Annotated in this window: 19 protein-coding genes and 1 tRNA gene; 12 read left to right on the forward strand and 8 right to left on the reverse strand. The window is 72.2% G+C overall.

Going from position 1 to position 21416, the window contains the following annotated elements; genetic code table 11:
• Nucleotides 1–115 precede the first annotated feature (115 nt).
• On the forward strand, nt 116–571 hold the full coding sequence (locus ACFVTC_RS23440) for an ATP-binding protein (protein ID WP_356273479.1): 456 nt from the start codon (nt 116–118) through the stop codon (nt 569–571).
• On the opposite strand, the gene ACFVTC_RS23445 is transcribed toward ACFVTC_RS23440, so the two are convergent.
• From ACFVTC_RS23445 to ACFVTC_RS23460, 4 genes are all read right to left on the reverse strand, one after another.
• The gene (locus ACFVTC_RS23445; RefSeq protein WP_390129982.1) at nt 534–1838 is read right to left on the reverse strand and encodes an MFS transporter; all 1305 of its coding nucleotides are present in this window, start codon (nt 1836–1838) and stop codon (nt 534–536) included. The genes ACFVTC_RS23440 and ACFVTC_RS23445 overlap by 38 nt on opposite strands.
• Before the next feature lie 300 nt (nt 1839–2138).
• Entirely contained in the window at nt 2139–3512 is a 1374-nt protein-coding gene (locus tag ACFVTC_RS23450) for a PLP-dependent aminotransferase family protein (protein ID WP_390129983.1), read from the reverse strand.
• Nucleotides 3513–3704: 192 nt separating this feature from the next.
• Nucleotides 3705–5192, reverse strand: coding sequence for an aminopeptidase P family protein (locus tag ACFVTC_RS23455; protein WP_390129985.1), 1488 nt, complete (start codon nt 5190–5192; stop codon nt 3705–3707).
• A gap of 240 nt (nt 5193–5432) precedes the next feature.
• Entirely contained in the window at nt 5433–7004 is a 1572-nt protein-coding gene (locus tag ACFVTC_RS23460) for a PP2C family protein-serine/threonine phosphatase (RefSeq protein ID WP_390130170.1), read from the reverse strand.
• A gap of 481 nt (nt 7005–7485) precedes the next feature.
• Here ACFVTC_RS23460 and ACFVTC_RS23465 point away from each other — a divergent pair, with 481 nt between their 5' ends.
• Together ACFVTC_RS23465 and ACFVTC_RS23470 are read left to right on the forward strand one after the other, a co-directional pair.
• Nucleotides 7486–8151, forward strand: coding sequence for a bifunctional DNA primase/polymerase (locus ACFVTC_RS23465; RefSeq protein ID WP_390129987.1), 666 nt, complete (start codon nt 7486–7488; stop codon nt 8149–8151).
• 56 nt (nt 8152–8207) lie between these two features.
• Nucleotides 8208–8801: a hypothetical protein gene (locus tag ACFVTC_RS23470; protein ID WP_390129989.1), complete on the forward strand. Its 594-nt coding sequence runs from the start codon at nt 8208–8210 to the stop codon at nt 8799–8801.
• A 250-nt stretch (nt 8802–9051) separates the two neighbouring features.
• On the opposite strand, the gene ACFVTC_RS23475 is transcribed toward ACFVTC_RS23470, so the two are convergent.
• The 3 genes from ACFVTC_RS23475 to ACFVTC_RS23485 all read right to left on the reverse strand — a co-directional run bounded on the left by ACFVTC_RS23475 (nt 9052) and on the right by ACFVTC_RS23485 (nt 11707).
• Nucleotides 9052–10017: a DUF5926 family protein gene (locus tag ACFVTC_RS23475; protein ID WP_390129991.1), complete on the reverse strand. Its 966-nt coding sequence runs from the start codon at nt 10015–10017 to the stop codon at nt 9052–9054.
• A gap of 125 nt (nt 10018–10142) precedes the next feature.
• The gene (locus ACFVTC_RS23480) at nt 10143–10781 is read right to left on the reverse strand and encodes an ATP-binding protein (RefSeq protein ID WP_390129992.1); all 639 of its coding nucleotides are present in this window, start codon (nt 10779–10781) and stop codon (nt 10143–10145) included.
• A 116-nt stretch (nt 10782–10897) separates the two neighbouring features.
• Entirely contained in the window at nt 10898–11707 is an 810-nt protein-coding gene (locus tag ACFVTC_RS23485) for a glycerophosphodiester phosphodiesterase (protein ID WP_390129994.1), read from the reverse strand.
• Between the two features lie 268 nt (nt 11708–11975).
• Here ACFVTC_RS23485 and ACFVTC_RS23490 point away from each other — a divergent pair, with 268 nt between their 5' ends.
• The 3 genes from ACFVTC_RS23490 (at nt 11976) to ACFVTC_RS23500 (ending at nt 14498) form a co-directional block, all read left to right on the forward strand.
• Nucleotides 11976–13481: a trypsin-like peptidase domain-containing protein gene (locus ACFVTC_RS23490; protein ID WP_390129996.1), complete on the forward strand. Its 1506-nt coding sequence runs from the start codon at nt 11976–11978 to the stop codon at nt 13479–13481.
• Between the two features lie 235 nt (nt 13482–13716).
• Nucleotides 13717–13803 (forward strand) — tRNA-Ser (locus ACFVTC_RS23495).
• A gap of 188 nt (nt 13804–13991) precedes the next feature.
• A complete protein-coding gene (locus tag ACFVTC_RS23500; RefSeq protein ID WP_390129997.1) occupies nt 13992–14498 on the forward strand; it encodes a hypothetical protein in 507 nt (168 codons plus the stop codon).
• 144 nt (nt 14499–14642) lie between these two features.
• Here the strand turns inward: ACFVTC_RS23500 and ACFVTC_RS23505 are convergent, their stop codons facing one another.
• Nucleotides 14643–15542, reverse strand: a complete 900-nt coding sequence (locus tag ACFVTC_RS23505; protein WP_390129998.1) for a bifunctional DNA primase/polymerase — start codon at nt 15540–15542, stop codon at nt 14643–14645.
• Nucleotides 15543–15914: 372 nt separating this feature from the next.
• Here ACFVTC_RS23505 and ACFVTC_RS23510 point away from each other — a divergent pair, with 372 nt between their 5' ends.
• From ACFVTC_RS23510 to ACFVTC_RS23535, 6 genes are all read left to right on the forward strand, one after another.
• Entirely contained in the window at nt 15915–16220 is a 306-nt protein-coding gene (locus tag ACFVTC_RS23510; protein WP_390130000.1) for a hypothetical protein, read from the forward strand.
• Between the two features lie 319 nt (nt 16221–16539).
• The gene (locus tag ACFVTC_RS23515; RefSeq protein ID WP_390130002.1) at nt 16540–17703 is read left to right on the forward strand and encodes an acyl-CoA dehydrogenase family protein; all 1164 of its coding nucleotides are present in this window, start codon (nt 16540–16542) and stop codon (nt 17701–17703) included.
• Nucleotides 17700–18617 carry a bifunctional MaoC family dehydratase N-terminal/OB-fold nucleic acid binding domain-containing protein gene (locus tag ACFVTC_RS23520; RefSeq protein ID WP_390130003.1) on the forward strand — a complete coding sequence of 306 codons (918 nt, stop codon included), beginning with the start codon at nt 17700–17702 and terminating at the stop codon, nt 18615–18617. Before ACFVTC_RS23515 ends, ACFVTC_RS23520 begins: the two co-directional genes overlap by 4 nt.
• A gap of 1 nt (nt 18618) precedes the next feature.
• On the forward strand, nt 18619–19692 hold the full coding sequence (locus ACFVTC_RS23525; protein WP_390130004.1) for an acyl-CoA dehydrogenase family protein: 1074 nt from the start codon (nt 18619–18621) through the stop codon (nt 19690–19692).
• Nucleotides 19689–20192, forward strand: coding sequence for a MaoC family dehydratase (locus tag ACFVTC_RS23530; protein WP_390130005.1), 504 nt, complete (start codon nt 19689–19691; stop codon nt 20190–20192). The genes ACFVTC_RS23525 and ACFVTC_RS23530 overlap by 4 nt, the downstream gene beginning before the upstream one ends.
• The gene (locus ACFVTC_RS23535) at nt 20189–21379 is read left to right on the forward strand and encodes a lipid-transfer protein (RefSeq protein WP_390130007.1); all 1191 of its coding nucleotides are present in this window, start codon (nt 20189–20191) and stop codon (nt 21377–21379) included. Before ACFVTC_RS23530 ends, ACFVTC_RS23535 begins: the two co-directional genes overlap by 4 nt.
• Nucleotides 21380–21416: the final 37 nt, after the last annotated feature.

Here is a 21416-nt window from a genome sequence, read left to right on the forward strand (position 1 = left end):
TCCCTGACGCGCACGCATCCGCCGTATGGGCGGCATCACGTCGTCCGGGCGATTGCACACGGGTACTCGCGGTAATACGTAACGGTATGTCGAGCCGCGGCCTGGAGGCTGGAGCATGAGCATCTGGTGGTCACTCCATCTGCGGCGCGAGGCTGCGAGCGTTCCGCTCGCCAGACGGCTGCTGCTCGGCACGATGGAGACGGCGGGCGTCGACCCCGACATCTCGTACGACCTCTCCGTGGCGCTCACGGAGGCCTGCGCGAACGCCGTCGAGCACGGCGGCGACACCGCGCACGGCGCGGCCACCGAGGCCTACCGGGTCACCGCATACCTCGACGGCGAGAAGTGCCGCATCGAGGTCGCCGACTCCGGCCCGGGATTCCCCTCCGGACGCGCCCGCCCCCCGCTCCGCCCGGCCCGCGCCGACGCCGAGCACGGCCGGGGGCTGTGCCTGATCCAGGAGCTCGCCGACCACGTCCGGTTCGACAACGAGCCGGGGCGGGGCGGGGCGGTGGTCAGCTTCGACAAGGTTCTCAAGTGGCGGGAAGACGCGCCTTTGATGGCCGTCTGACCGGGCGGTTCTCCGCGACGACGGCCGTCCGGGAATCTTCGCCCCGCGCACGGCCGCGTCCCGTGTTCCCGTCCGCCGTACGCGCGGCGGCCCAGCGCGCCGCCGGCCCCGTCCCGTACGACGCGCCCAGCATCAGGACCCCGAGCAGCAGCCATCCCGGCGTCCCCCAGCCCACCAGCAGGGCCGTCAGGACCAGCGGGCCCATGGTGCGGGCCACCGTGACGCCGGTGCCGAAGAATCCCTGGTACTCGCCCACGCGGTCGGCCGGGGCGAGGTCGAGCCCCAGTTGCCAGGATCCCGCCGACTGCTGCATCTCGGCGACGACCTGGAGCACCGCGCCGGCCACGAGGATCCCGGCCGCGACCCACGGCGGGGTGCCGGACGACAGGGCGAACACCGCGCAGGACGCGAGCATGACGAGCCCCGAGCGGCGGATCGCGCGCGTGGCCGAGGCGAGGCCCGTGACACCACGGGCCATCCGCACCTGGAAGACCATCACCACAGCGGTGTTGAGGACGAACAGCGCGGAGACCAGCCAGGCGGGCGCCGACGTCCGCTCCGTGATCCACAACGGGACGCCCAGACTGAGCAGCGGCATCCGCAGCAGCAGCACGGTGTTCAGCAGGGTGACGACGACGTAGGGGCGGTCGCGCAGGACACCGGTCCCGTGCCGTCGCGTCACACCGGCCGCCGGCGGGGACGGCAGCCGCAGCAGCAGCGCCGCACAGAGCAGGAAGCTCACCGCGTCCAGCGCGAACACCCCCAGATACGCGGCCCGTGTCCCGGCGTGCAGGGCGAGTCCGCCGAGGCCCGCGCCGACGGCCAGACCGGCGTTCAGCGTCGACTGGAGGTGCGCGAGCAGCCCGGTCCGCTCCCCGGCGGGGACCAGCCCGGCGAGCAGTGCCTGCCGCGCCGCCGCCAGCCCCGACTGCGCGGCGGCGTACGCGCAGGCCGCCGCGACGAAGGGGACGAAGCCGCGTACGACGAGGAACGAGGCCACCGCGAGCCCGGTCGCGAGCGCCAGCAGCACCGCCGTGCCGCGCGGGCCGCGCCGGTCCGCGAGACGCCCCAGCGGCACTCCCACCAGGGAGCCGACCGCCCAGGCGAGGGTCAGCCCGAGGCCCACGCGCGCGGGGGCGAGGCCGACGACGTGCGTGAAGTAGAGCGCCGAGGTCACGTAATAGGCGCCGTCACCGACGGAGTTGGCCAACTGCGCCAGGGCGAGGACGCGCCGGGGGCCCGCGGGCGGGACGAGGGGGTTCGTCATGACGACGACCCTAGAAGCGCGGTGGACCCCTGGGCAGGCCCAATCACAGCGCCGATTCATGACCCAATCGGTCACCCTCGCGCCCTTCGCGGCCCTCGCGCTCCTTGCGCCCTTCGCAGCTCTTCGCAGCTCTTCGCAGCTCTTCGCAGCTCTTCGCAGCTCTTCGCAGCTCTTCGCGGCCCTCGCGGCCCTCGCGGCCCTCGCGGCCCTCGCGGCCCTCGCGGCCCTCGCGGCCCTCGCGGCCCTCGCGGCCCTCGCGGCCCTCGCGGGACGGGCGTCGACCGTGCCCCCGCCCGCCGGTCAAGTCCCGTCCAGCACCCGCCCCAACACCTCCAGCGCTTCCGGGAACACCTGCTCCCGTGGCGTCCCGTACCCCACGACCAGCCCCTGCGGCCGACCCGCCCCGGGCGTGTGCCAGTGGTCCCCGAGCCGCCCGACCGCGAGCCCCAGCGCCTGCGCCCGTGCCACCGTCTCCGCCTCGTCGGCGACCTCCACCAGCGCGTGCAGCCCGGCCGCGATTCCGCGCACGCTCCGGGATGCTCCGAGCCGGTGCAGGAGCTGGTCCCTGCGCCGCCGGTAGCGGAGGCGGCAGGCGCGCACATGGCGGTCGTACGCGTGGCCGGTGATCATGTCGGCCAGCGCCAACTGGCCGATGACCTCGGTGTGATGGTCACTGTGCAGCTTCGCGTCCGTCACCACGTCGACCAGGTGCGGTGGCAGGACCATCCAGCCGAGCCGCAGCGCGGGCCCGAGCGTCTTGGAGGCCGTGCCGAGATACGCGACCTGGCCCGGTGCCATCCCCTGGAGGGCGCCGACGGGCTGCCGGTCGTAGCGGAACTCCCCGTCGTAGTCGTCCTCGACGATCAACGCGCCGTGCGCGCGGGCCCAGTCGGTCAGCGCCCGCCGGCGCCGCGGATGCAACGTCACCCCGGTCGGGTACTGGTGCGCGGGCGTGACGACGGCCGCACCGGTTCCGCCGGACGCCAACTCCTGGGGCCGGGCGCCCCGTTCGTCGACCGGCAACGGAACCACCGTTCCGCCGCCCCGCCGCACCACGTCCCGGTGGAAGGGCAGCCCGGGGTCCTCCATCGCGAGCACCCCGCCGCCCAGTACGCGGGTGAGGAGCGCGAGTCCCTGTACGTACCCCGAAGTGATCACGATGCGCTCGGGCGGCGCGATCACCCCCCGGGCCCGTCCCAGATAGCCGGACAGCGCCGTACGCAGTTCGATCCGGCCGCGCGGGTCCCCGTAGCCGTACGCGGAGGAGGGTGCCGTCGCGATCGCGCGGCGCAGCGCCCGCAGCCAGGCGGCGGCCGGGAACGAGCCGACGTCCGGGCTGCCCGGCCGCAGATCGAGACGAGGGGCACGCGCGCGTGCCGGTTCCTCGGACGCTCGCGGAGAGGCGGCCGGCAACAGCGCCACCTCGGTGCCCGACCCCTGCCGCGCCGTCAGATATCCCTCGGCGACCAGCTGGTCGTACGCACCCTTCGCGGTGCCGCGTGAGATGCCCAGCTCGACCGCCAGTCGCCGGGTCGCGGGCAACCGGGTACCCGGCGCGAGCCGTCCCTCGCGCACCGCGTCCCGCAGCGCGCGCTCGAGCCCCGCCCGCCGGCCCGCCGCGACGTCCGGCTCCAGATGCAGATCCACACCGACGCCGGACCAGAAGTCGTCCATGGAACCGGGCCCCTCCCCCTGAGTACCGCGCCCGAAGGGAACGCGGCAGCCGCGCGAGCACCGACGGGGGAGGCGCACCGCCCGGTCGACTGAGCCCGAGGCACCCTGCCAGGCGGGGCGGGCGCGGGTCACCCCCCCGTGAACCGAAAACGGCCGGGCACCCGTGGGGGTACCCGGCCGTCCTGTTCCGGATCAGCCCTTCAGCGCGGCCATCCACGCCTCGACCTCGTCGGAGCGCCGCGGCAGTCCTTCCGACAGGTTCCGGTTGCCGTCCCGTGTGACCAGGATGTCGTCCTCGATGCGGACGCCGATGCCGCGGTACTCCTCGGGGACGGTCAGGTCGTCGGCCTGGAAGTACAGACCCGGCTCGACGGTCAGGCACATGCCCGGCTCCAGCGTGCCCTCGACGTACGTCTCGGTCCGCGCGGCCGCGCAGTCGTGGACGTCCATGCCGAGCATGTGGCCGGTGCCGTGCAGGGTCCAGCGACGCTGCAGACCGAGTTCCAGGACGCGCTCGACCGGGCCCTCGACCAGACCCCACTCGACGACCTTCTCGGCCAGCACACGCTGTGCCGCGTCGTGGAAGTCGCGGTACTTGGCGCCCGGCTGCACGGCCGCGATACCGGCCTCCTGGGCCTCGTACACGGCGTCGTAGATCTTCTTCTGGATCTCGGTGTACGTGCCGTCGACGGGCAGCGTGCGCGTGACGTCGGCGGTGTAGAGGGTGTGCGTCTCGACCCCCGCGTCCAGCAGGAGCAGGTCGCCGGAGCGGACCGGTCCGTCGTTGCGCACCCAGTGCAGCGTGCAGGCGTGCGGGCCGGCGGCGCAGATGGAGCCGTAGCCGATGTCGTTGCCCTCCACGCGTGCGCGCAGGAAGAAGGTGCCCTCGATGTAGCGCTCGCTGGTCGCCTCGGCCTTGTCCAGGATCTTCACGACGTCCTCGAAGCCGCGGACCGTCGAGTCGACGGCCTTCTGCAGCTCGCCGGCCTCGAACTCGTCCTTGACCAGCCGCGCCTCGGAGAGGAAGACCCGCAGCTCGTCGTCGCGCTCCGCGGTGACCTTGTCGGTCAGGGCCGCCTCGACGCCGGCGTCATAGCCGCGCACGACACGGACGGGACCGGTGGCCTCCTTCAGCGCCGCGGCCAGTTCGCGGACGTCCGAAGCCGGGATGCCGTACAGCTGCTCGGCCTCGGTGAGGGAGTGGCGGCGGCCGACCCACAGTTCGCCCTGGCCGGACAGCCAGAACTCGCCGTTCTCCCGGTCGGAGCGGGGCAGCAGGTAGATCGTCGCCTTGTGGCCGTCCGACGTCGGCTCCATGACCAGGACGCCGTCCTCGGTCAGGTTGCCCGTCAGGTACGCGTACTCGACCGAGGCACGGAAGGGGTACTCCGTGTCGTTCGACCGGGTCTTCAGGTTGCCGGCGGGAACCACCAGCCGGTCGCCCGGGAAACGCGCGGAGAGCGCGGCGCGGCGGGCCGCGGTGTACTCGGCCTGTGCGATCGGCTCCAGGCCGTGCAGCTCGGTGTCGGCCCAGCCGGACTTCATGCTCTCGGCGAGCTCGTCGGACACGCCCGGGTACAGGCCGTTCTTGCGCTGCTTGATCGGCTCTTCTTCGACCGCTTCGTCAGCGGCATCGTCGAGCACGGCTTCCGGGGTCTCCGGGTTGAGCGCCTCCGACACGGTCTGCCTCCTAGATACGACTCTGAACCGCCTCCATCGTACGGTCGTACGGGAGCGGTCCCGGGGCCGGAACGGCTTTACGCCGAGAGCTCACCGCGTGTGCGGGGGAGCTCACCGCGCGTGCGGGACGGCGCACCGCGCGCACGCCGGAGCGCACCGTGTGTGCGTCGCGGTTCACGGTGAGTGCCCGGGGGACTCGGCAGTCCCGCGCAAGTCCCGCGCGGCAGTCCCGCGCGGAGGTCACTCGAAGCGGGCCGCCAGCAGCACCACGTCCTCGTCGCTGTCGCCCCCCGGCCCGGGTCTCTTCGGGCCGACAGGCACCCCGGACCCGGCGACTGCGGACCCGCACTCGTCCGGGAGCACGGTCCGCAGGACGTGGTCGGCGATGGCGCCGGGGTCCTCGCGCAGCGACCTCGGCACGCTCGCCGCCGCCGCGTGCAGCCGGGCGAAGGCTCGGTCCATGGGGTCGCCGGTGCGGTGCAGCAGGCCGTCGGTGTAGAGCAGCACGGTCTCGCCGGCCTCGGCGGTCAGCTCGACACTCGGCGCCTCCCAGCAGGCGAGCATCCCCAGCGGCGCGGACAGCGAGGTCTCCACGAACTCCGTGCGCCGTGCGCCGATGAGCAGCGGCGGGCTGTGACCCGCTCCGGCGAGGGTGATCCTGCGCAGCGCGGGCTCGCAGTAGGCGAAGAGGGCGGTCGCCGAGCGGGCGGGCTCGGTCAGCCGCAGCAGCAGTTCGAGGTCGGACAGGACGGCGACCGGGTCCTCGCCCTCCATCACGGCGTACGCCCGCAGGGAGGCCCGCAGCCGGCCCATGGCGGCGATCGCGCTGGGTCCGGAACCGGTGACGGATCCGACCGAGAGGCCGAGCGCGGCGTCGGGCAGGGGCAGCGCGTCGTACCAGTCGCCGCCACCGCGCGGACCCGTGCGATGACGGGCGGCCAGCTGGATACCGGGGACCCGGGGAAGCCGTGGGGGAAGCAGCTCCTCGGAGACGGTCGCCACGCACGCGCGGGTGCGCTCCAGTTCCACCAGCCGTGCCAGGTGCTCGCTCGCGTACCGGGCGTAGAGGCCGACGAGGTGGCGCCGGCGCTCCACCGGTTCGGCGGGCTCGTCGTAGAGCCATACGGCGGCGCCCAGCCGGCCCGTCGCCCTGGTGGACAGCGGCAGCGTGTAGCTCGCGGCGTAGCCGAGCCGGGCGGCCACCTCGCGGTGGCGAGGGTCGAGCCCGTCCTCGGAGAGCAGATCGGGCTGCGCGATCTCGGCATCGCCGCCGGGCAGACCGTCCAGAATCCGCCCGTACGACATGGAGCTGCGCGGAACGGTCTCGATGTGGCCGAGATCGGCGCGCCCCAGACCCAGGCCGACGGTGGTGTCCGGGCCGAGTCCGTCGCAGGGCTCCAGGACGACGAGACCGCGCCGCGCGCCCACGAGGGAGGCTCCGGCGCGCAGGAGTTCCTGCAGTGCCTCGCTCAGCGCCGCGGTGCGCGCCAGGCGCTCGGTGAGTTCGTGGAGCGTCGTGAGATCGGAGACCCAGCCGGCGAGCCGGTCCTGGAGGACGAGCCCGGGGCCGGTGGCCGGAGCGGCCGGAGTGGCCGAAGTGGCGCCCGGGGCGGAGGATGTAGGCGCGACAGTGTGTGCGGGTGCGGGAACCGTTGAATCGATTCCGGCCACTTTCGGAAGGTGAGGGGCGTTCATGGCGTCCGGCTTTCCGACCTGTGCGTATTGCTCAATAGCATCGCAAACCCCCATGTCGTTCTGCGCCGCTGGCAGAGTCTCCACATGTACACGCACTCGTGAGGGGATGTCCAGCATTGTCCTGCTGGGATTCCTGGTGTCCATGAGACCGTCGGTAACCCTTGCGGGAAAGCAAAGTTGGCTTAAAACTGACTCGGGTAACACGTTATTGAGGTCGACTGGCCTCGTTCGACGGAGCGTCACAGCGGTCGTGGTGGGTACGTACTCGGTGAAGGCCAGGGGCGATCGGGATCGCCCGGAACCTGGAATCGGACCCGGGCGTCTTAACTACCGATGACCGTGCCCCATCCTCCCGTGGCGGAGGCGGCAAGCAGTACGCGCGACAGTAAAACGCCAGGCGCCGCCACCCCACGCCATGCCCGTGCTTCAGACAGACGCAGTATGGACGCGGACGCAGCCAATGCTCGGCCCAGATGGGTTCCCCTTGCCTTGCGCAGGGGTGTGATGCGCCAGCAGGTACGCACAGTGAAGTGATCGACACATGACGTGATGTGATCCACGGTGTTGCCAGGCGTGCAACGGAAAGGAACGAGCGCTCATGCGCGAGATCCTCGGAAGGCGACGCAGGCTCCTGTCCAGGCGGAACAACGGGAGCTCTGAGATGCTCAGCGCGGCCCTGACCTTCGCGGCCGATTGGCGCTGGCCCGTACTGCCGGGTGTGGCACCGGATCCGCAGGGGCGTGCCCGCTGCGGCTGCCCGGACCCGGAGTGCACGGTGCCCGGCGCCCACCCCTTCGACCCCGGCCTCCTCGCGGCCACCGCCGACGAGCGCATGGTGCGCTGGTGGTGGACCAACCGGCCGTCGGCACCCATCGTGCTGGCCACCGGAGGCGGGGCGCCCTGCGCGGTGAGCCTGCCCGCCCCCGCGGCGGCCCGCGCGCTCGACGCGCTCGACCGCGAGGGCATGCGCCTCGGCCCGGTCGTCGCGGCCCCCACACGGTGGGCGATCCTCGTCGCGCCGTACTCCATGGAGCAGCTCGGCGAGCTGCTCTACGCCCAGGACTTCGTACCGGGTTCCCTGCGCTTCCACGGCGAGGGCGGTTACATCGCGCTGCCCCCGTCCGAGACCGGCCAGGGACGGATCCGCTGGGAGCGGGCCCCGTTGCCCGGCTCGGCCGCGCCCTGGGTGCCCGGGGTGGAGGCCGTGGTGGACGCCGTGGTGGAGGCGCTCACTCGTACGGGTGTGAGCGCGCCCGAGTTGTAGGGCGCTTGGGCGCGCGGCGAGCCGCGCGCCCACCCCGGCTCGTTATCTTCCGTGGTATGCAGCGTCATCTTGGCCGACACAGAGACACCTTGCCGCTGCGCGGCGGGCCGGGCCCCCGAAGCGTTCGTCTGGGGGCGTTGACCGCCGCCGTGGCGCTCATCGTCGCTCTGCCGCTGACCGTGGCGTCCGCGGGGCCCGTCGGGGACGAGGGTCCCGCGGTCGTCGGTGCCTCCGGGCGCGTCGACGCCAAGGGGCGTGCGCCCGGCTCCGGGGGCCTTTCGGCGCCCGCGTCAGGGCTGCTGGGGACGGGCCCGGCCACCGCCGCCCGGTGCGGCCCCGAACTCTCCTCGCCGGACGGCATCGAGGCGCAGACCTGTGTCCTGACCCGGGGGGCGGACACCTGGGCGCGCACGTACTACCGCAACGCGACCGGTGACGAGCTGAGTTCCGTACTGAGCCTCATGGGGCCCGCCGGCCACACCGTTCAGATGAGGTGCGTGGTGGACGCGGAGGACGATCCGGGAGCGTGCGAGACGCCCAGGGAGCGCACGGCGGGCGGGGCGGGCGCCTACACGGCGGTCGCGGAGTTCGCGCAGGGCGCCGGTGACGGGCCGCTGCTGCTGCGCTCCGGCAGCAGTACGGGTTCGTAGCAACTTGCCTCTGTGGCAAGGGCGTTGACGTCGCACGAGGTTGCGGACATGAAAAAGACCCGGTTGCTGGCGACGGGGGATGCACCAGCAACCGGGCTACTCGAACGGTAACAAGAGATCGGCGGTTCGCAAATTCGATCTCGGCTATTCGGACACGGATTCCGCTGTCACAACCGGGAGTTGTGACAGGAGTCACCTGCCCTCAAGGGCCTGGACCAGCTGACCGGTCGGTCAGTGCCGCGACCGGGGATCAGCTCAGCGTGACCTGTCGGTTGGTGAGTCCGCCGCGCGCCCGGCGCTCGTCCGTGGTGAGCGGCGCGTCCGAGGCCAGCGCGGTCGCCAGGCGTTCGGCGAATTCGGCCGCCGGCTTCTCGATGTCGTCGGCCGTGACACCGCTCGGCAGGTCCCAGACCGGCACCGTGAGCCCGTGCGCGCGGAAGGAGCCGACGAGCCGGGTGCCCTCGCCGAGACTCGACCGGCCGGCCGAGTGCAGCCGCGCGAGCGCGTCCAGAAGCTGTTCCTCGGGGTGCGGCATGACCCAGCGCAGGTGGTTCTTGTCGGGGGTCTCGCACCAGTACGCGGCGTCGACGCCGGAGAGCTTCACGGTGGGGACGGCGGCGGCGTTGGCCCGCTCCAGCGAGGCGGCCACATCCGGCGTCGAGTTCTCCGCGTCAGGGACCCAGAACTCGAAGCCCGTGTGCACAACTGGCTCGAAGGTGCCTTCGGGGTCGAGCAGTTCCTGCAGCCGCGGGCCGTCGGCCGGGGCGCGGCGGCCCGGGACCGGTGTGCCGGGCTCCGCGGTGAGGGCGCGCCGCAGGGTGTCGGCGAGGTCGCGGCTGATGTCGCCGGACGCCGTGTCGTTCTGCAGGCCGAGCAGGACCGAGCCGTCGTCGCGGCGCAGCGCGGGCCAGGCCATCGGCAGGACGGTGGCGAGCGTCACCGAGGGGACGTCCTCGGGGAGGCTCTCCTTGAGCTTCAGTTCGGCGGTCGCGGCGGGCACCAGCTCGCGCAGCGCGACCCAGTCGCCCTCGTTCGGCAGGCCCTCGAAGGGGCGCTGCACCAGTTCGGTCACCGCGTGCGCGGCCGCCCGGCCGTGGCAGGCCTTGTAGCGGCGGCCGCTGCCGCAGGGGCAGGGTTCGCGAGCGCCGACAACCGGGATCTCCCCGTCTTGCAGTTGAGGCCGCTGGGCCTTCGTCTGGGGTCGCTTCTTGGCCATCGTGGGTGTCTCCCGATCACGGCTCGACTCGTACGGGCGCGAGCCTAGCCGTTCGTGCGACGGCCGAAGGAACCCTGTGGACGACGTCGACCACGCACCGGGTCCTTCCGGAGGGGCGGGGGGTTTCAGTCCAGGTCGTCGAAGGCGTCCGCGAAGTCCAGCTCGGGTATCGCGGACACAGCCGGTGACGCGACGCGCGTAGCGAAGTCGTCGCGCCGGTGCCCGGTGGTCGCGTCGGCGACGTCCTCCTGGACGACGACCCACACCGTGACCTCCCCGCGCGCGTCGTCGCGGACGCCCCAGTCCTTCGCCAGCGCCCTGATGATGTTCAGCCCGCGGCCGCCGTGTGCCGTGACCGAGGGGGTGGCCGGTACCGGGCGGGTGGGACCGCCGCCGTCCGTCACCTCGACGGTGAGCCTTCCGGACGCGTCGACGCGCCACGCGGCGCGCACGTCGCCGTCTCCCGACAGGGCCTCGCCGAGCGGCCTGCCGTGCCGGCACGCGTTGCTCAGCAGTTCGGAAAGGATCAGTACGGCGTCGTCGACGACCGATTCCGCCATTCCGTCCGTGCGCAGCTGATCGCGCATCCGACGTCTTGCCTTCCCGACGCCCGCAGGACCGTGGGGAACGGCCATGCTCGACGACGTGGGCACTTCCCGTGCCACCACCAACGCCACCCCCGAGACCTCCTTTGCCCCACGCCACGGTGTGGATGCCCCACTGGACTGAGCCGGAAACCGGCCAATCCACGTCTGCTGACGCACTCGTAACGATCGAATACGGAAAGAACGCGCCGGTGCACTCCCTGTCACCGCGTGGCTGGATCTCGACGGCGATTTCGGGGGTTCGAGCGGTGCCTTCCGGAGTGGTGCGCGCGAGGTCAGCGGCCGAGCTGGCGCAGGACCGCGCGCGGCCGGTTGGTGATGATGGCGTCAATGCCCAGCTCAGCGCAGAGGTCGACGTCCTCGGGCTCGTTCACCGTCCAGACGTGCACCTGGTGCCCGGCTCGTTTCAGCCGTTCGATGTAGCCGGGGTGGCTGCGTACGATCCGCATCGAGGGGCCTGCGATCCGGACACCGGCGGGCAGCCGTCCGTCGCGCAGCCGGGGCGAGACGAACTGCAGCAGATAGACCGTCGGCATGGTCGGGGAGGCGGCCCGGACGCGGTGCAGGGAGCGGGCCGAGAAGCTCATGACGCGGACGGGTGAGGTCGTGGCGCCCGCCGGGGAGTCCAGCCCGAAACGCTTCAGGAGCAGCAGCAGCCGGTCCTCGACCTGTCCGGCCCAGCGTGTGGGGTGCTTGGTCTCGATGGCCAGCTCCACGCGGCGGCCCGCGTCGGCGACGAGTTCGAGCAGTCGCTCCAGGGTGAGGACGGACGTGTCCTGCGGGTCCCCGGGGCCGTACTCCCAGTCGGGGGACTCGTCGCGGTTCCTCCAGGCGCCGAAGTCCAGTGCGGCCAGTTCGGCGAGTTCCAGGGCGGAGACCGCCCCGCGGCCGTTGGACGTACGGTTGACGCGACGGTCGTGGACGCAGACGAGATGTCCGTCCGCGGTCAGCCGTACATCGCACTCGAGGGCGTCGGCACCGTCCTCGATCGCCTTCTTGTAAGCGGCCAGGGTGTGCTCGGGGGCCTCTTCGGAGGCTCCGCGATGGGCGACGACCTGGATCGGGTGCTGTCGTGCGTGGGTCACCGCGTCATGGTGCCACCGCTGCGGGGCGGCCGCCGGGTCGGATACGCCACAAATGAAACCATTGCGCCAGAAAAGACCTATGTAAAGAATGGACCTGGACCCACAGCCACCGCTTATGGTGCTCTGACGTCCTGTGGGAAAAGCTGACGGCGTACAAAAAAGCACATGCACACCAGCACAGCTGAATCGTGCCGGACGCGTCGACGAGCATGAGCGAGCGTGACCGAGTGCGACCGAGAACAACAGCCGTGGATCGAGGAGAAGAGCTGTGAGCACCGAGAACGAGGGCACCGCAGTACCCCCGGCCCCGTCCGCACCTCCCGTGCCGGTGGAATCTCCCGCTGCTTCCGCGCAGAACGCTGCGCCCGAGGGGGGCGCGCCGACCGCTCAGATCCCGTCGGTGCCTCCGGGCGCTCCCGGCGCACCGGAGCAGTCACCGGCGTACGCGTCCATGAGTCCCGGGACGCCCGACCCGTACGGGCACGGCGCGGGGACCCCCGGTGCGCCGGGCTACGGTTCCGGGACCCCGGGGGCCGTCCCCGCGGCCGAGGCGGGCTGGCCGCCCCCGCCGCCCGCCACCCCCGCGTACGCGGACGGTGGCGGCGCCGGCGGATGGGGTTCCAGCTACGGGCAGCCCGCGCCGAAGCCGAAGAACGGACGTGGCGGCCTGGTCGCCGCCATCCTGGTGGCCGCGCTCGTCGCGGGCGGAGTCGGCGGCGGTATCGGTTACTCGCTGGCCAGGGGCAACGACAGCTCCACCGGCTCGACGACGGTCTCCGCCCCGAGCAACAGCGGCGACGTCAAGCGCGCCTCGGGCACGGTCGCGGGTGTGGCGGCCAAGGCGCTGCCGAGCACCGTCACCATCGAGGCCGAGAGCACCAACGGCGAGGGCGGCACCGGCACGGGCTTCGTCTTCGACAAGCAGGGCCACATCCTCACCAACAACCACGTCGTGGCGGACGCGGTCGACGGCGGCAAGCTCACCGCGACCTTCCCCGACGGCAAGAAGTACAACGCCGAGGTGGTCGGCCACGCCCAGGGTTACGACGTCGCGGTCATCAAGCTCAAGAACGCGCCGTCCGACCTCCAGCCGCTGGCCCTCGGCAACTCCGACAAGGTGGCCGTCGGCGACTCGACGATCGCGATCGGCGCCCCCTTCGGGCTGTCCAACACGGTGACCACGGGCATCATCAGCGCCAAGAACCGCCCGGTGGCCTCCAGCGACGGCAGCTCCAGCAGCAAGGCCTCCTACATGAGCGCCCTGCAGACGGACGCCTCGATCAACCCGGGCAACTCCGGCGGTCCGCTTCTGGACGCCCAGGGCTCCGTCATCGGCATCAACTCCGCGATCCAGTCGACGAGCGGCGGGGGCCTGGGCGGCAGCAGCCAGTCCGGTTCCATCGGTCTCGGCTTCGCGATCCCGATCAACCAGGCGAAGCACGTCGCCCAGCAGCTCATCAAGACCGGCAAGCCGGTCTACCCGGTGATCGGCGCGTCCGTCTCCCTGGAAGAGGGCACCAGCGGCGCGAAGATCACCGAGCAGGGTGCGAGCGGCTCCGCGGCGGTGACCTCGGGCGGCCCCGCCGACAAGGCCGGCCTCAAGCCCGGCGACGTCATCACCAAGCTCGACGACCAGGTGATCGACAGCGGTCCGACCCTCATCGGCGAGATCTGGACCCACCAGCCCGGCGACACCGTCAAGCTCACGTACACGCGTGACGGCAAGGTCCGCACCACCGACGTCACCCTGGGCCAGCGCGACGGCGACAGCTGACCGATCGGCCTTGTCCCCGCGCCACCGACGACCGTGGACGTTCTGTACGGAAGGGGTGCCTCTCATCGAGGGGCACCCCTTCCGCATGGGGTCCGTCCCACCTCGATCCGGCTCTGTCGCGGTTCTTCTGCGGCACCGGGGTTCCAGGCTTCCGTACGCCGTGTGGACCTGCCCTCGCGAGACTCCCGGGGCCGGGTAGGCTGTAGCCGCCTCGCCCCAGGTGGGCCGGGGCGCAGGTGGGTTGCCCGAGCGGCCTAAGGGAACGGTCTTGAAAACCGTCGTGGCAGCGATGTCACCGTGGGTTCAAATCCCACACCCACCGCGCAGGTTGAAGGCCCCCGACCAGGAACATCGGTCGGGGGCCTTCGTCATGCGCGCTGCCCGTGGGTGACCGTGATTCCCCGGTGCTCCCCGCTCGATCGGGCACGCCGGGGCACGGGCGCCGTTCGATGCGTTGCGCGGGCGGCTGTCGCGTCTTCGGCTGTCGGTGCCGCATGGCACTCTGCCGCCATGGCGACAACGACGGAGCTCACCCTCTTCGCCGACTACTTCCAGATACACGTGTCCGATGCGGATTCGGACGGCGATCTGAGCGACGCGTGGACGGACCAGGCCGTTTCCGACCACCTCGCGGTTGCACCGGATGCGCTGGGTATCGGCACGGTGGTCAACGTCAACGTATCCGTCACCGTGATCGTCCTGCCTCAGGAGCCGAGTGACGACAGCTCGGAATTCGATCACGTTGTTGAGGCCGGCCTCGATGTGCCGTCGGGTCGCCTGGTGGTCCTGGGCTGCACGGATTACGCCCCCGATGCGGCTACGTTCGAGGTCGCGTCGGGCTGGAACCGCGTCCGCGTGTCCCGGGGCGACCTGGCGCGGGCGGCCCAGGCCGACGTCGACTCCGACGAGAGCCCCGAGACCATCGAGAAGATCCGTATCCAGGTGTGGGCGGCCCCGGAGTCTGCGCCAACGATCATCAAGCGATGGTCTTGGTCCGGCGGGGTCTTCGAGGGCTGACTCGTGTGCCCGTGTCCGTCTGACCTGCAGGGGAGATGCCGTCCGTCACGATCGCTGGGAGGTCTTGAAAACCGTCGTGGCGGCGATGTCACCTCCACGCCGGCGCGACGGCGCCCCAGGGACGCGTGATCCCTGGCGCGCGTCTCAGTTCCGTGGGAGCCCGGGTTGCCGGAACGACATCCGGGACGCCGACGCGATCGTCGAGCGGGCCTCGCGTGCGGTGAGGCCGGTGCGGACGGCGGCCTCCACGAGGGCGGGGGTCAGGTCGGGACCGATGCCGTTCTCGTAGGCCCGGCAAGCGGCCCAGAACAGGCGGGTGTTGCGCTGGCCCGCGTGGGCGGCGAGGACGAACTGGACCAGCCCCTCGCCCTGATGGCCGGTTGCGGGAGGCGCGCGGTGGCGCGTACGGGGTGGGGGCGTGAGCAGGCGCAGGAGTTCACCCGGGCAGGGCGCGGGCGCGAGGTGGGCGGTGCCCGGCGCCGTGCCGTACACGCCGTGTTCGGTGCGTGAGCCGGGGCCGACCAGGTAGCCGCCGGCGCCGCGGATGTCGATGCCGGGAGCCAGCCGGCTCGCCGAGTTGGGGACGACCACGTCCGGTGGCCCGGTCAGCCAGATGTGGCGGCCGCCGCTCGGGGTCACGACGACGACGGTGTCGGGGATGGTGAACAGGTGGCGCAGGGCCAGTTCACGCAGGGCGGTGGAGGAGTCCGTGCCGGCCTTGGTGTCGAGGTCGATGCCGATGAGGTGGTGCGGTTCGAGGCCGCAGGCGATGCCGTAGCCGGTGGACCAGGGGGCGGCGGCGAAGAGCGCGCGGATGCGTCGGGGGTCGGTGGAGGCGTCGTACACGCCGTGCCCGAAGCGGCCGCATTCGCCGTGGCAGGGCGGGATCGTCGGGTCGGGGTCGGGGTCGGGGTCGGCGCGGTGGGGTGAGCGCAGGGCCGGGAGTTTCGTGCGGGACAGCGGGATCACCGCGAGGCCGCGCTCGGCGGCGGACAGGGCATGGGCCAGGGCCACGGTCGTGGCCTGCCGGTCGATGGTGGCCATGGCTCCATGTTCGTACGAGTGTTCGAAAAAGGGAAGAGCGCGCCCGCCGGGGAGTGCGGAGTGGAGCTTCTGGGCGGCCTGGGGTGGAAATGTGGCGAAACGCTTCAGCCCTTGCGGCGCCCGGTTTCGAGTCGTCCGATCCACGCTGAGCTGCGGCTTTGATGTCGTGAAGAGGGTTTATCGACTTGTCCTCACGCTTGAGGGGGAATAGCGGCTTCCGGGGTGGTTCGCCGCGGATTCGGTGGGCAACTCTGGACTCGCGACGTCGTGAACAGCGACGGGGCGGTCGGCCGGCCACCTCGGAGCAAGCCGTATCCCACGTACCACCCGGCTCACCGCCGGTCCGTACATCCGGTTCATGGAGGAACTCACATGGCAAGCATCCGCACCGCCCGCGTTCTCGCCGCCGTCTCGGCCCTGCCCCTCGTCGCCGCCCTGTTCACGGGTGTCGCGGCGGCGGACAACGGCGCGATCTCGGACAACGGATCGAACGCCGGCGTGGCAACCGTCAGCGGCAGCGGGGTCGGACGCGACAACAGTGGAAACAACTCGACGACCCAGCAACAGGCGGTGGGCTCCGGCGCCTCGAACCAGAGCAATACCGCGCAGGTCAACGGCTCCGCGTTCACAGCCGTCAATCAGTCGCCCACCGTCGTCCACTTCACCAAGCTCTGGTGAGCGCCGGCCGATGAGCCCCTGTCGAGCTCATCGGTCCGGCCTCCCCTCGCGGGGGCGTGCTTCCTGGGGTCGTAACGCGTCTGCGCGACGGTGCTTCGGCGCCGTCGCGCGGGCGTTTCGGCGTTCCCGCGCACGTCCGTCACCTCCGTCCCCTCACCTCGCGGCACGTCCCGCGCGCGCGTCGCGCACGGACGGCGCGCGTCCGGCGGACGGCTCCCGCGGGCCGGACGGCCTCCCCTTCCGTCGACCTTGACAGCGCGCTGCATCTGACGGACAGTCAGAAACCCCTGTCCGTACGAGGTCCGGGAGGGCCGCCGCCGTGCACCTCGCCCCCACCGAGCGCCAGCGACGGCTGCGCGCCGAGCTGCGCGCGTACTTCCGGGACCTGATGCCCGACGGGCCCCCGCCCGCGTGCGAGCCCGACCGGCAGCGCGCGCTGCTGCGCCGCATCGGTGCCGACGGACTGCTCGGCATCGGCTGGCCGACCGCGTACGGGGGACAAGGGCGCGGCGCCGACGAGCAGTTCGTGTTCTTCGACGAGGCGTACCGGGCCGGCGCGCCGGTGTCGATGGTCACGCTGAACACCGTCGGTCCGACCCTCATCAAGTACGGCGACGAGGAGCAGAAGAAGTACTTCCTGCCGCGCATCCTGAGCGGCGACCTCGTCTTCGCGATCGGCTACTCGGAGCCCTCGGCCGGAACGGACCTGGCCGCGCTGCGCACGCGCGCGCGGCGGGACGGCACGGACTTCCTGGTCCACGGGCAGAAGATCTTCACCTCCAACGCCCAGCACGCCGACTGGATCTGGCTCGCCTGCCGCACCGACCCCGACGCGCCCCGGCACCGGGGCATCTCCATCCTCCTCGTCCCCACGGACGATCCCGGGTTCTCCTGGACGCCGATCGAGACGGTCGGCGGCCTGACCACCACGGCCACGTACTACGACGGCATCCGCGTCCCCGCCTCCCGGCTCGTCGGCGAGGAGAACCGCGGCTGGCAGCTGATCACCAACCAGCTCAACCACGAGCGCGTCGCCCTCGCCGCCATCGGCATGCAGGCCGAGGACTTCTACACGGCCGCGCTGGAAGCGGCGCGCACACCCGATCCGGTGACGGGGCGGCGTCGGACCGACGAGCCCTGGGTGCGTTCGCGGCTGGCCGAGGCGCACGCGCGGCTGGCGGCGTCGCGCCTGCTCAGCTGGCGGCTGGTGGCGGATGTGGGGGCCGGTCGCCTGGCGCCGGGCGACGCCGCCGGCGTGAAGGTCGCGGGAACGGAATCGGCCGTCGAGACGTATCGCATATGTCAGCACATCGTGGGTGCCGACGCCCTGGTGCGTTCCGGTTCACCGGGGGTGTTCGGGGACGGCGAGCTGGAGCGGATGAACAGAGCGGCGCAGATCAACACGTTCGGGGGCGGGGTGAGCGAGGTGCAGCGGGAGATCGTGGCGACCATGCGGCTGGGGATGACGAGGGGGCGGCGGTGAGCGGCGCACCGGCCGGGCCGACGGCGCGGCTCAAGGAGTACGAGGGCCGGGTGGCCACCGTCGCGGGCGTCGGCAGGGACCCGGTCAACCGGCCGATGATCCGGCACTGGTGCGAGGCGATGGACGACACCAATCCGGCGTACGAGGGACCCGACGCCATCGCTCCGCCCACGATGCTCCAGGCGTGGACGATGGGGGGCCTCTCCGGACAGGTGAGGCGCGCGGGCCCGTTCGACGATCTGCTCGGACTGCTCGACGACGCCGGGTGCACCTCGGTGGTCGCCACCGACTGCGAGCAGGAGTACCTGCGGCCGCTGCGGCCCGGGGACGAGATCACCTACGACACCGTCATCGAAACCGTCTCCGAACGTAAGAAGACCCGGCTCGGCACGGGGTACTTCGTCACGACCCGGATGGAGGTGCGGTCGGCCGGCGAACTCGTGGGCACGCACCGCTTCCGGATCCTCAAGTACGCCCCGGCGGGGAGCGGGCCGAGGAGCGCCCGACCACGACCGGTCGTCAACCGGGACAACGCCGGGTTCTGGGAAGGCGTGAACCGGCACGAGCTGCTGATCCAGCGGTGCGCCGCCTGCGGGACGCTGCGCCTCCCCTGGCTGCCGGGGTGCGGTGCCTGCGGCTGCCCGGAGTGGGACACCGTCGGGGCGAGCGGTGAGGGGACCGTTTACTCGTACGTCGTCATGCACCACCCGCCCTTCCCGGCCTTCGATCCGCCCTACGCGGTCGGTCTGATCGAGCTGTCCGAGGGCGTGCGGATCGTGAGCAACGTGACGGGGGTGCCGTACGACAAGGTGCGGATCGGGATGCCGGTGCGCCTGGGGTTCGAGCGGTACGACGAGGAGGTGGTCCTGCCCGTCTTCCGGGCCGCGGACGACACCGCGGGGGGCGGGCGCTGACATGGACTTCACGCCCACGCAGGAGCAGGCGGCGGCTCGCGACCTGGCCGCCCGGATCTTCGGGGACCTCGCCACGCACCAGCGGCTGTCCGCCGCCGGGACCGGCAGCGACGCCGAGTTGTGGAAAGCGCTGTGCGCGGCCGGACTGGTGGGCGCCGTGGCGGAGACCGGGCTCCTCGGTCTGGTGCTCCTTCTGGAGGAGCAGGGGCGGACCACGGCCCAGGTGCCGTTCGCGGCGAGCTGTGTGTACGGACTGCTGGCGGTGGCGGCGCACGGTTCGCCGGAGCAGCGGGAGCGGCTGCTGCCCGGGATCGCGGACGGGACGGTGGTGGTGTGCGGCGCGGTCTTTCCGCCGTCACCGGTCCGCGCGACGGATTCGGGGCGGCTGAGCGGCGCCGTCCCGGTGGTGCCGTGGTTGCGGGACGCCGCCCATGCGCTCGTCGCCGACGACCGCCGTCGGCTGTGGCTGGTGCGGACCGCCGACGCGCGGTGCGAGCCGGTCGAGCTGACGGCGCCCTGGTCGGCGGGACGGCTCACCCTCGACGGCACGCCGGCCGAGCGGCTGGGCGAGCGGCCGGGCGCAGGGACGGTACGGGAACGGGACGGGTACGCCGAGCGCGTCCACGCGGACGTGCTCGCCACCGCCCGGACCGCCTTCGCCGGGCTGCAGGCCGGAGTGTGCGCGGGGTCGCTGGCGCGCGCGGTGGAGCACACGAACACGCGCGAGCAGTTCGGGCGCCCGCTCGCCACCAACCAGGCGGTGCAACTCAGGTCGGCCGACGCGTACTTGGACACCGAGGCGATCCGGGTGACGGCGTACGAGGCGGCCTGGCGGCGTGACGAGGGGCTGCCCTACGTGACGCACGCCCTGACGGCCGCATGGTGGGCCTCCGAGGCGGGGCGACGGGTGGTGCACACGGGTCAGCATCTGCACGGCGGCACCGGAGCCGATCTGGAGCACCCCGTGCACCGGCACTTCCTGTGGGGCCGGCAACTGGACGCCTGTCTGGGATGCGGGGACGAAGTGCTCCAGGAACTGGGGGAGTTGCTCGTGCGCGACGAGGGAGGGGCATGACGGCCGACGAGGACGCGCCCAGGACGGAGCGCGCCGACGAAGCACCGAGGGCGAAGCCCGGTGGTGATCTGCCGACGACCGAGCCCGATGACGAACTGCCGGGAACGAAGCCCGGTGACGAACTGCCGCCGCTGGAGATCGAGGTCACGCGCACGCTGATCGTGGCCGGCGCCATCGCCTCGCGGGACTACCAGGACGTGCACCACGACCCGGAGCTGGCGCGGCGGAAGGGATCCCCCGACATCTTCATGAACATCCTGACCACCAACGGCCTGGTCGGCAGGTACATCACGGACCACTTCGGACCGCGCGCCGTCCTGCGCAAGGTCGCCATACGGCTCGGAGCCCCCAACTACCCGGGCGACACCATGGTGTTGACCGGCACGGTCGAGGAGGTCTCGGGCGACACGGCGACGGTCCGGGTCGTCGGTGCGAACGGCATCGGCAGACATGTGACCGCGACGGTGACGGTCACCCTCCCGGCCGGGGGCGCGGCATGAGCGTACGGACGAGGGACCGCCTCGGCGGACGGGCGGCGATCGTCGGGATCGGGGCCACCGAGTTCTCCAAGGACTCCGGGCGCAGCGAGCTGCGGCTCGCCGTGGAGGCGGTGCGGGCGGCGCTCGACGACGCGGGTCTGACGCCCGCGGACGTGGACGGGATGGTGACGTTCACGATGGACACCAGCCCGGAGATCACCGTCGCCCAGGCGGCCGGGATCGGCGAGCTGTCCTTCTTCTCACGGATCCACTACGGGGGCGGCGCGGCCTGCGCGACCGTCCAGCAGGCGGCGCTCGCGGTGGCGGCGGGCGTGGCCGAGGTGGTGGTCTGCTACCGGGCGTTCAACGAACGGTCGGGACGGAGATTCGGCGCCGGTGTGCGGCAGCGGGAGCCGTCGGCCGAGGGGGTGGCGCTCGGCTGGGCCCTCCCGTTCGGGCTGCTCACCCCCGCCTCCTGGGTGGCGATGGCGGCCCAGCGGTATCTGCACAGGTACGGGCTGACACCCGAGGCCTTCGGCCCGGTCGCGGTGGTGGACCGGAAGTACGCGGCGACGAACCCGGCGGCGTACTTCCACGGCAGACCGATCACCCTCGCCGAGCACGCCGCCTCGCGGTGGATCGTCGAGCCGCTGAGACTGCTGGACTGCTGCCAGGAGACGGACGGCGGGCAGGCGCTGGTGGTCACCTCGGTGGAGCGGGCCCGGGATCTGCCGCGCCCGCCCGCGGTGATCACGGCGGCCGCCCAGGGCGCCGGCCGGGCGCAGGAGCAGATGACGAGCTTCTACCGGGACGATCTGACCGGGCTTCCGGAGATGGGAGTGGTGGCCCGGCAGCTGTGGCGGACCTCGGGGCTGACCCCCGCGGACATCGACGTGGCGATCCTGTACGACCACTTCACGCCGTTCGTGCTGATGCAGCTGGAGGAGTTCGGGTTCTGCGGACCGGGGGAGGCCACGGACTTCGTCGCCGCGGAGAGCCTGCCGCTGAACACCCACGGTGGGCAGCTCGGGGAGGCGTATCTGCACGGGATGAACGGGGTGGCGGAAGCGGTGCGGCAGCTGCGGGGCACGTCCGTGAACCAGATACGGGGTGCCCGCCGCACCCTGGTCACCGCGGGGACGGGGGTTCCCACCTCGGGGCTGATCCTGGGGACGGACGGGGAGGAACGGGCGCCCGGGGTCGCGTGAGGACACCGCGGAGGCCGCTGCGGCGGCCGCCGTGCCA

Source organism: Streptomyces sp. NPDC057950, from assembly GCF_042887295.1.
Lineage (GTDB): Bacteria > Actinomycetota > Actinomycetes > Streptomycetales > Streptomycetaceae > Streptomyces > Streptomyces kaempferi.

Bases quoted from the DNA above. Each gene is read 5' to 3' on its own strand.
- ACFVTC_RS23475 (WP_390129991.1), bottom strand. From the start codon at position 10,017: ATGGCCAAGAAGCGACCCCAGACGAAGGCCCAGCGGCCTCAACTGCAA.
- ACFVTC_RS23500 (WP_390129997.1), top strand. From the start codon at position 13,992: ATGGCGACAACGACGGAGCTCACCCTCTTCGCCGACTACTTCCAGATA.
- ACFVTC_RS23525 (WP_390130004.1), top strand. From the start codon at position 18,619: ATGGACTTCACGCCCACGCAGGAGCAGGCGGCGGCTCGCGACCTGGCC.
- ACFVTC_RS23465 (WP_390129987.1), top strand. From the start codon at position 7,486: ATGCGCGAGATCCTCGGAAGGCGACGCAGGCTCCTGTCCAGGCGGAAC.
- ACFVTC_RS23510 (WP_390130000.1), top strand. From the start codon at position 15,915: ATGGCAAGCATCCGCACCGCCCGCGTTCTCGCCGCCGTCTCGGCCCTG.
- ACFVTC_RS23460 (WP_390130170.1), bottom strand. From the start codon at position 7,004: ATGCTGGACATCCCCTCACGAGTGCGTGTACATGTGGAGACTCTGCCA.
- ACFVTC_RS23470 (WP_390129989.1), top strand. From the start codon at position 8,208: ATGCAGCGTCATCTTGGCCGACACAGAGACACCTTGCCGCTGCGCGGC.
- ACFVTC_RS23440 (WP_356273479.1), top strand. From the start codon at position 116: ATGAGCATCTGGTGGTCACTCCATCTGCGGCGCGAGGCTGCGAGCGTT.
- ACFVTC_RS23535 (WP_390130007.1), top strand. From the start codon at position 20,189: ATGAGCGTACGGACGAGGGACCGCCTCGGCGGACGGGCGGCGATCGTC.
- ACFVTC_RS23505 (WP_390129998.1), bottom strand. From the start codon at position 15,542: ATGGCCACCATCGACCGGCAGGCCACGACCGTGGCCCTGGCCCATGCC.
- ACFVTC_RS23445 (WP_390129982.1), bottom strand. From the start codon at position 1,838: ATGACGAACCCCCTCGTCCCGCCCGCGGGCCCCCGGCGCGTCCTCGCC.
- ACFVTC_RS23450 (WP_390129983.1), bottom strand. From the start codon at position 3,512: ATGGACGACTTCTGGTCCGGCGTCGGTGTGGATCTGCATCTGGAGCCG.
- ACFVTC_RS23530 (WP_390130005.1), top strand. From the start codon at position 19,689: ATGACGGCCGACGAGGACGCGCCCAGGACGGAGCGCGCCGACGAAGCA.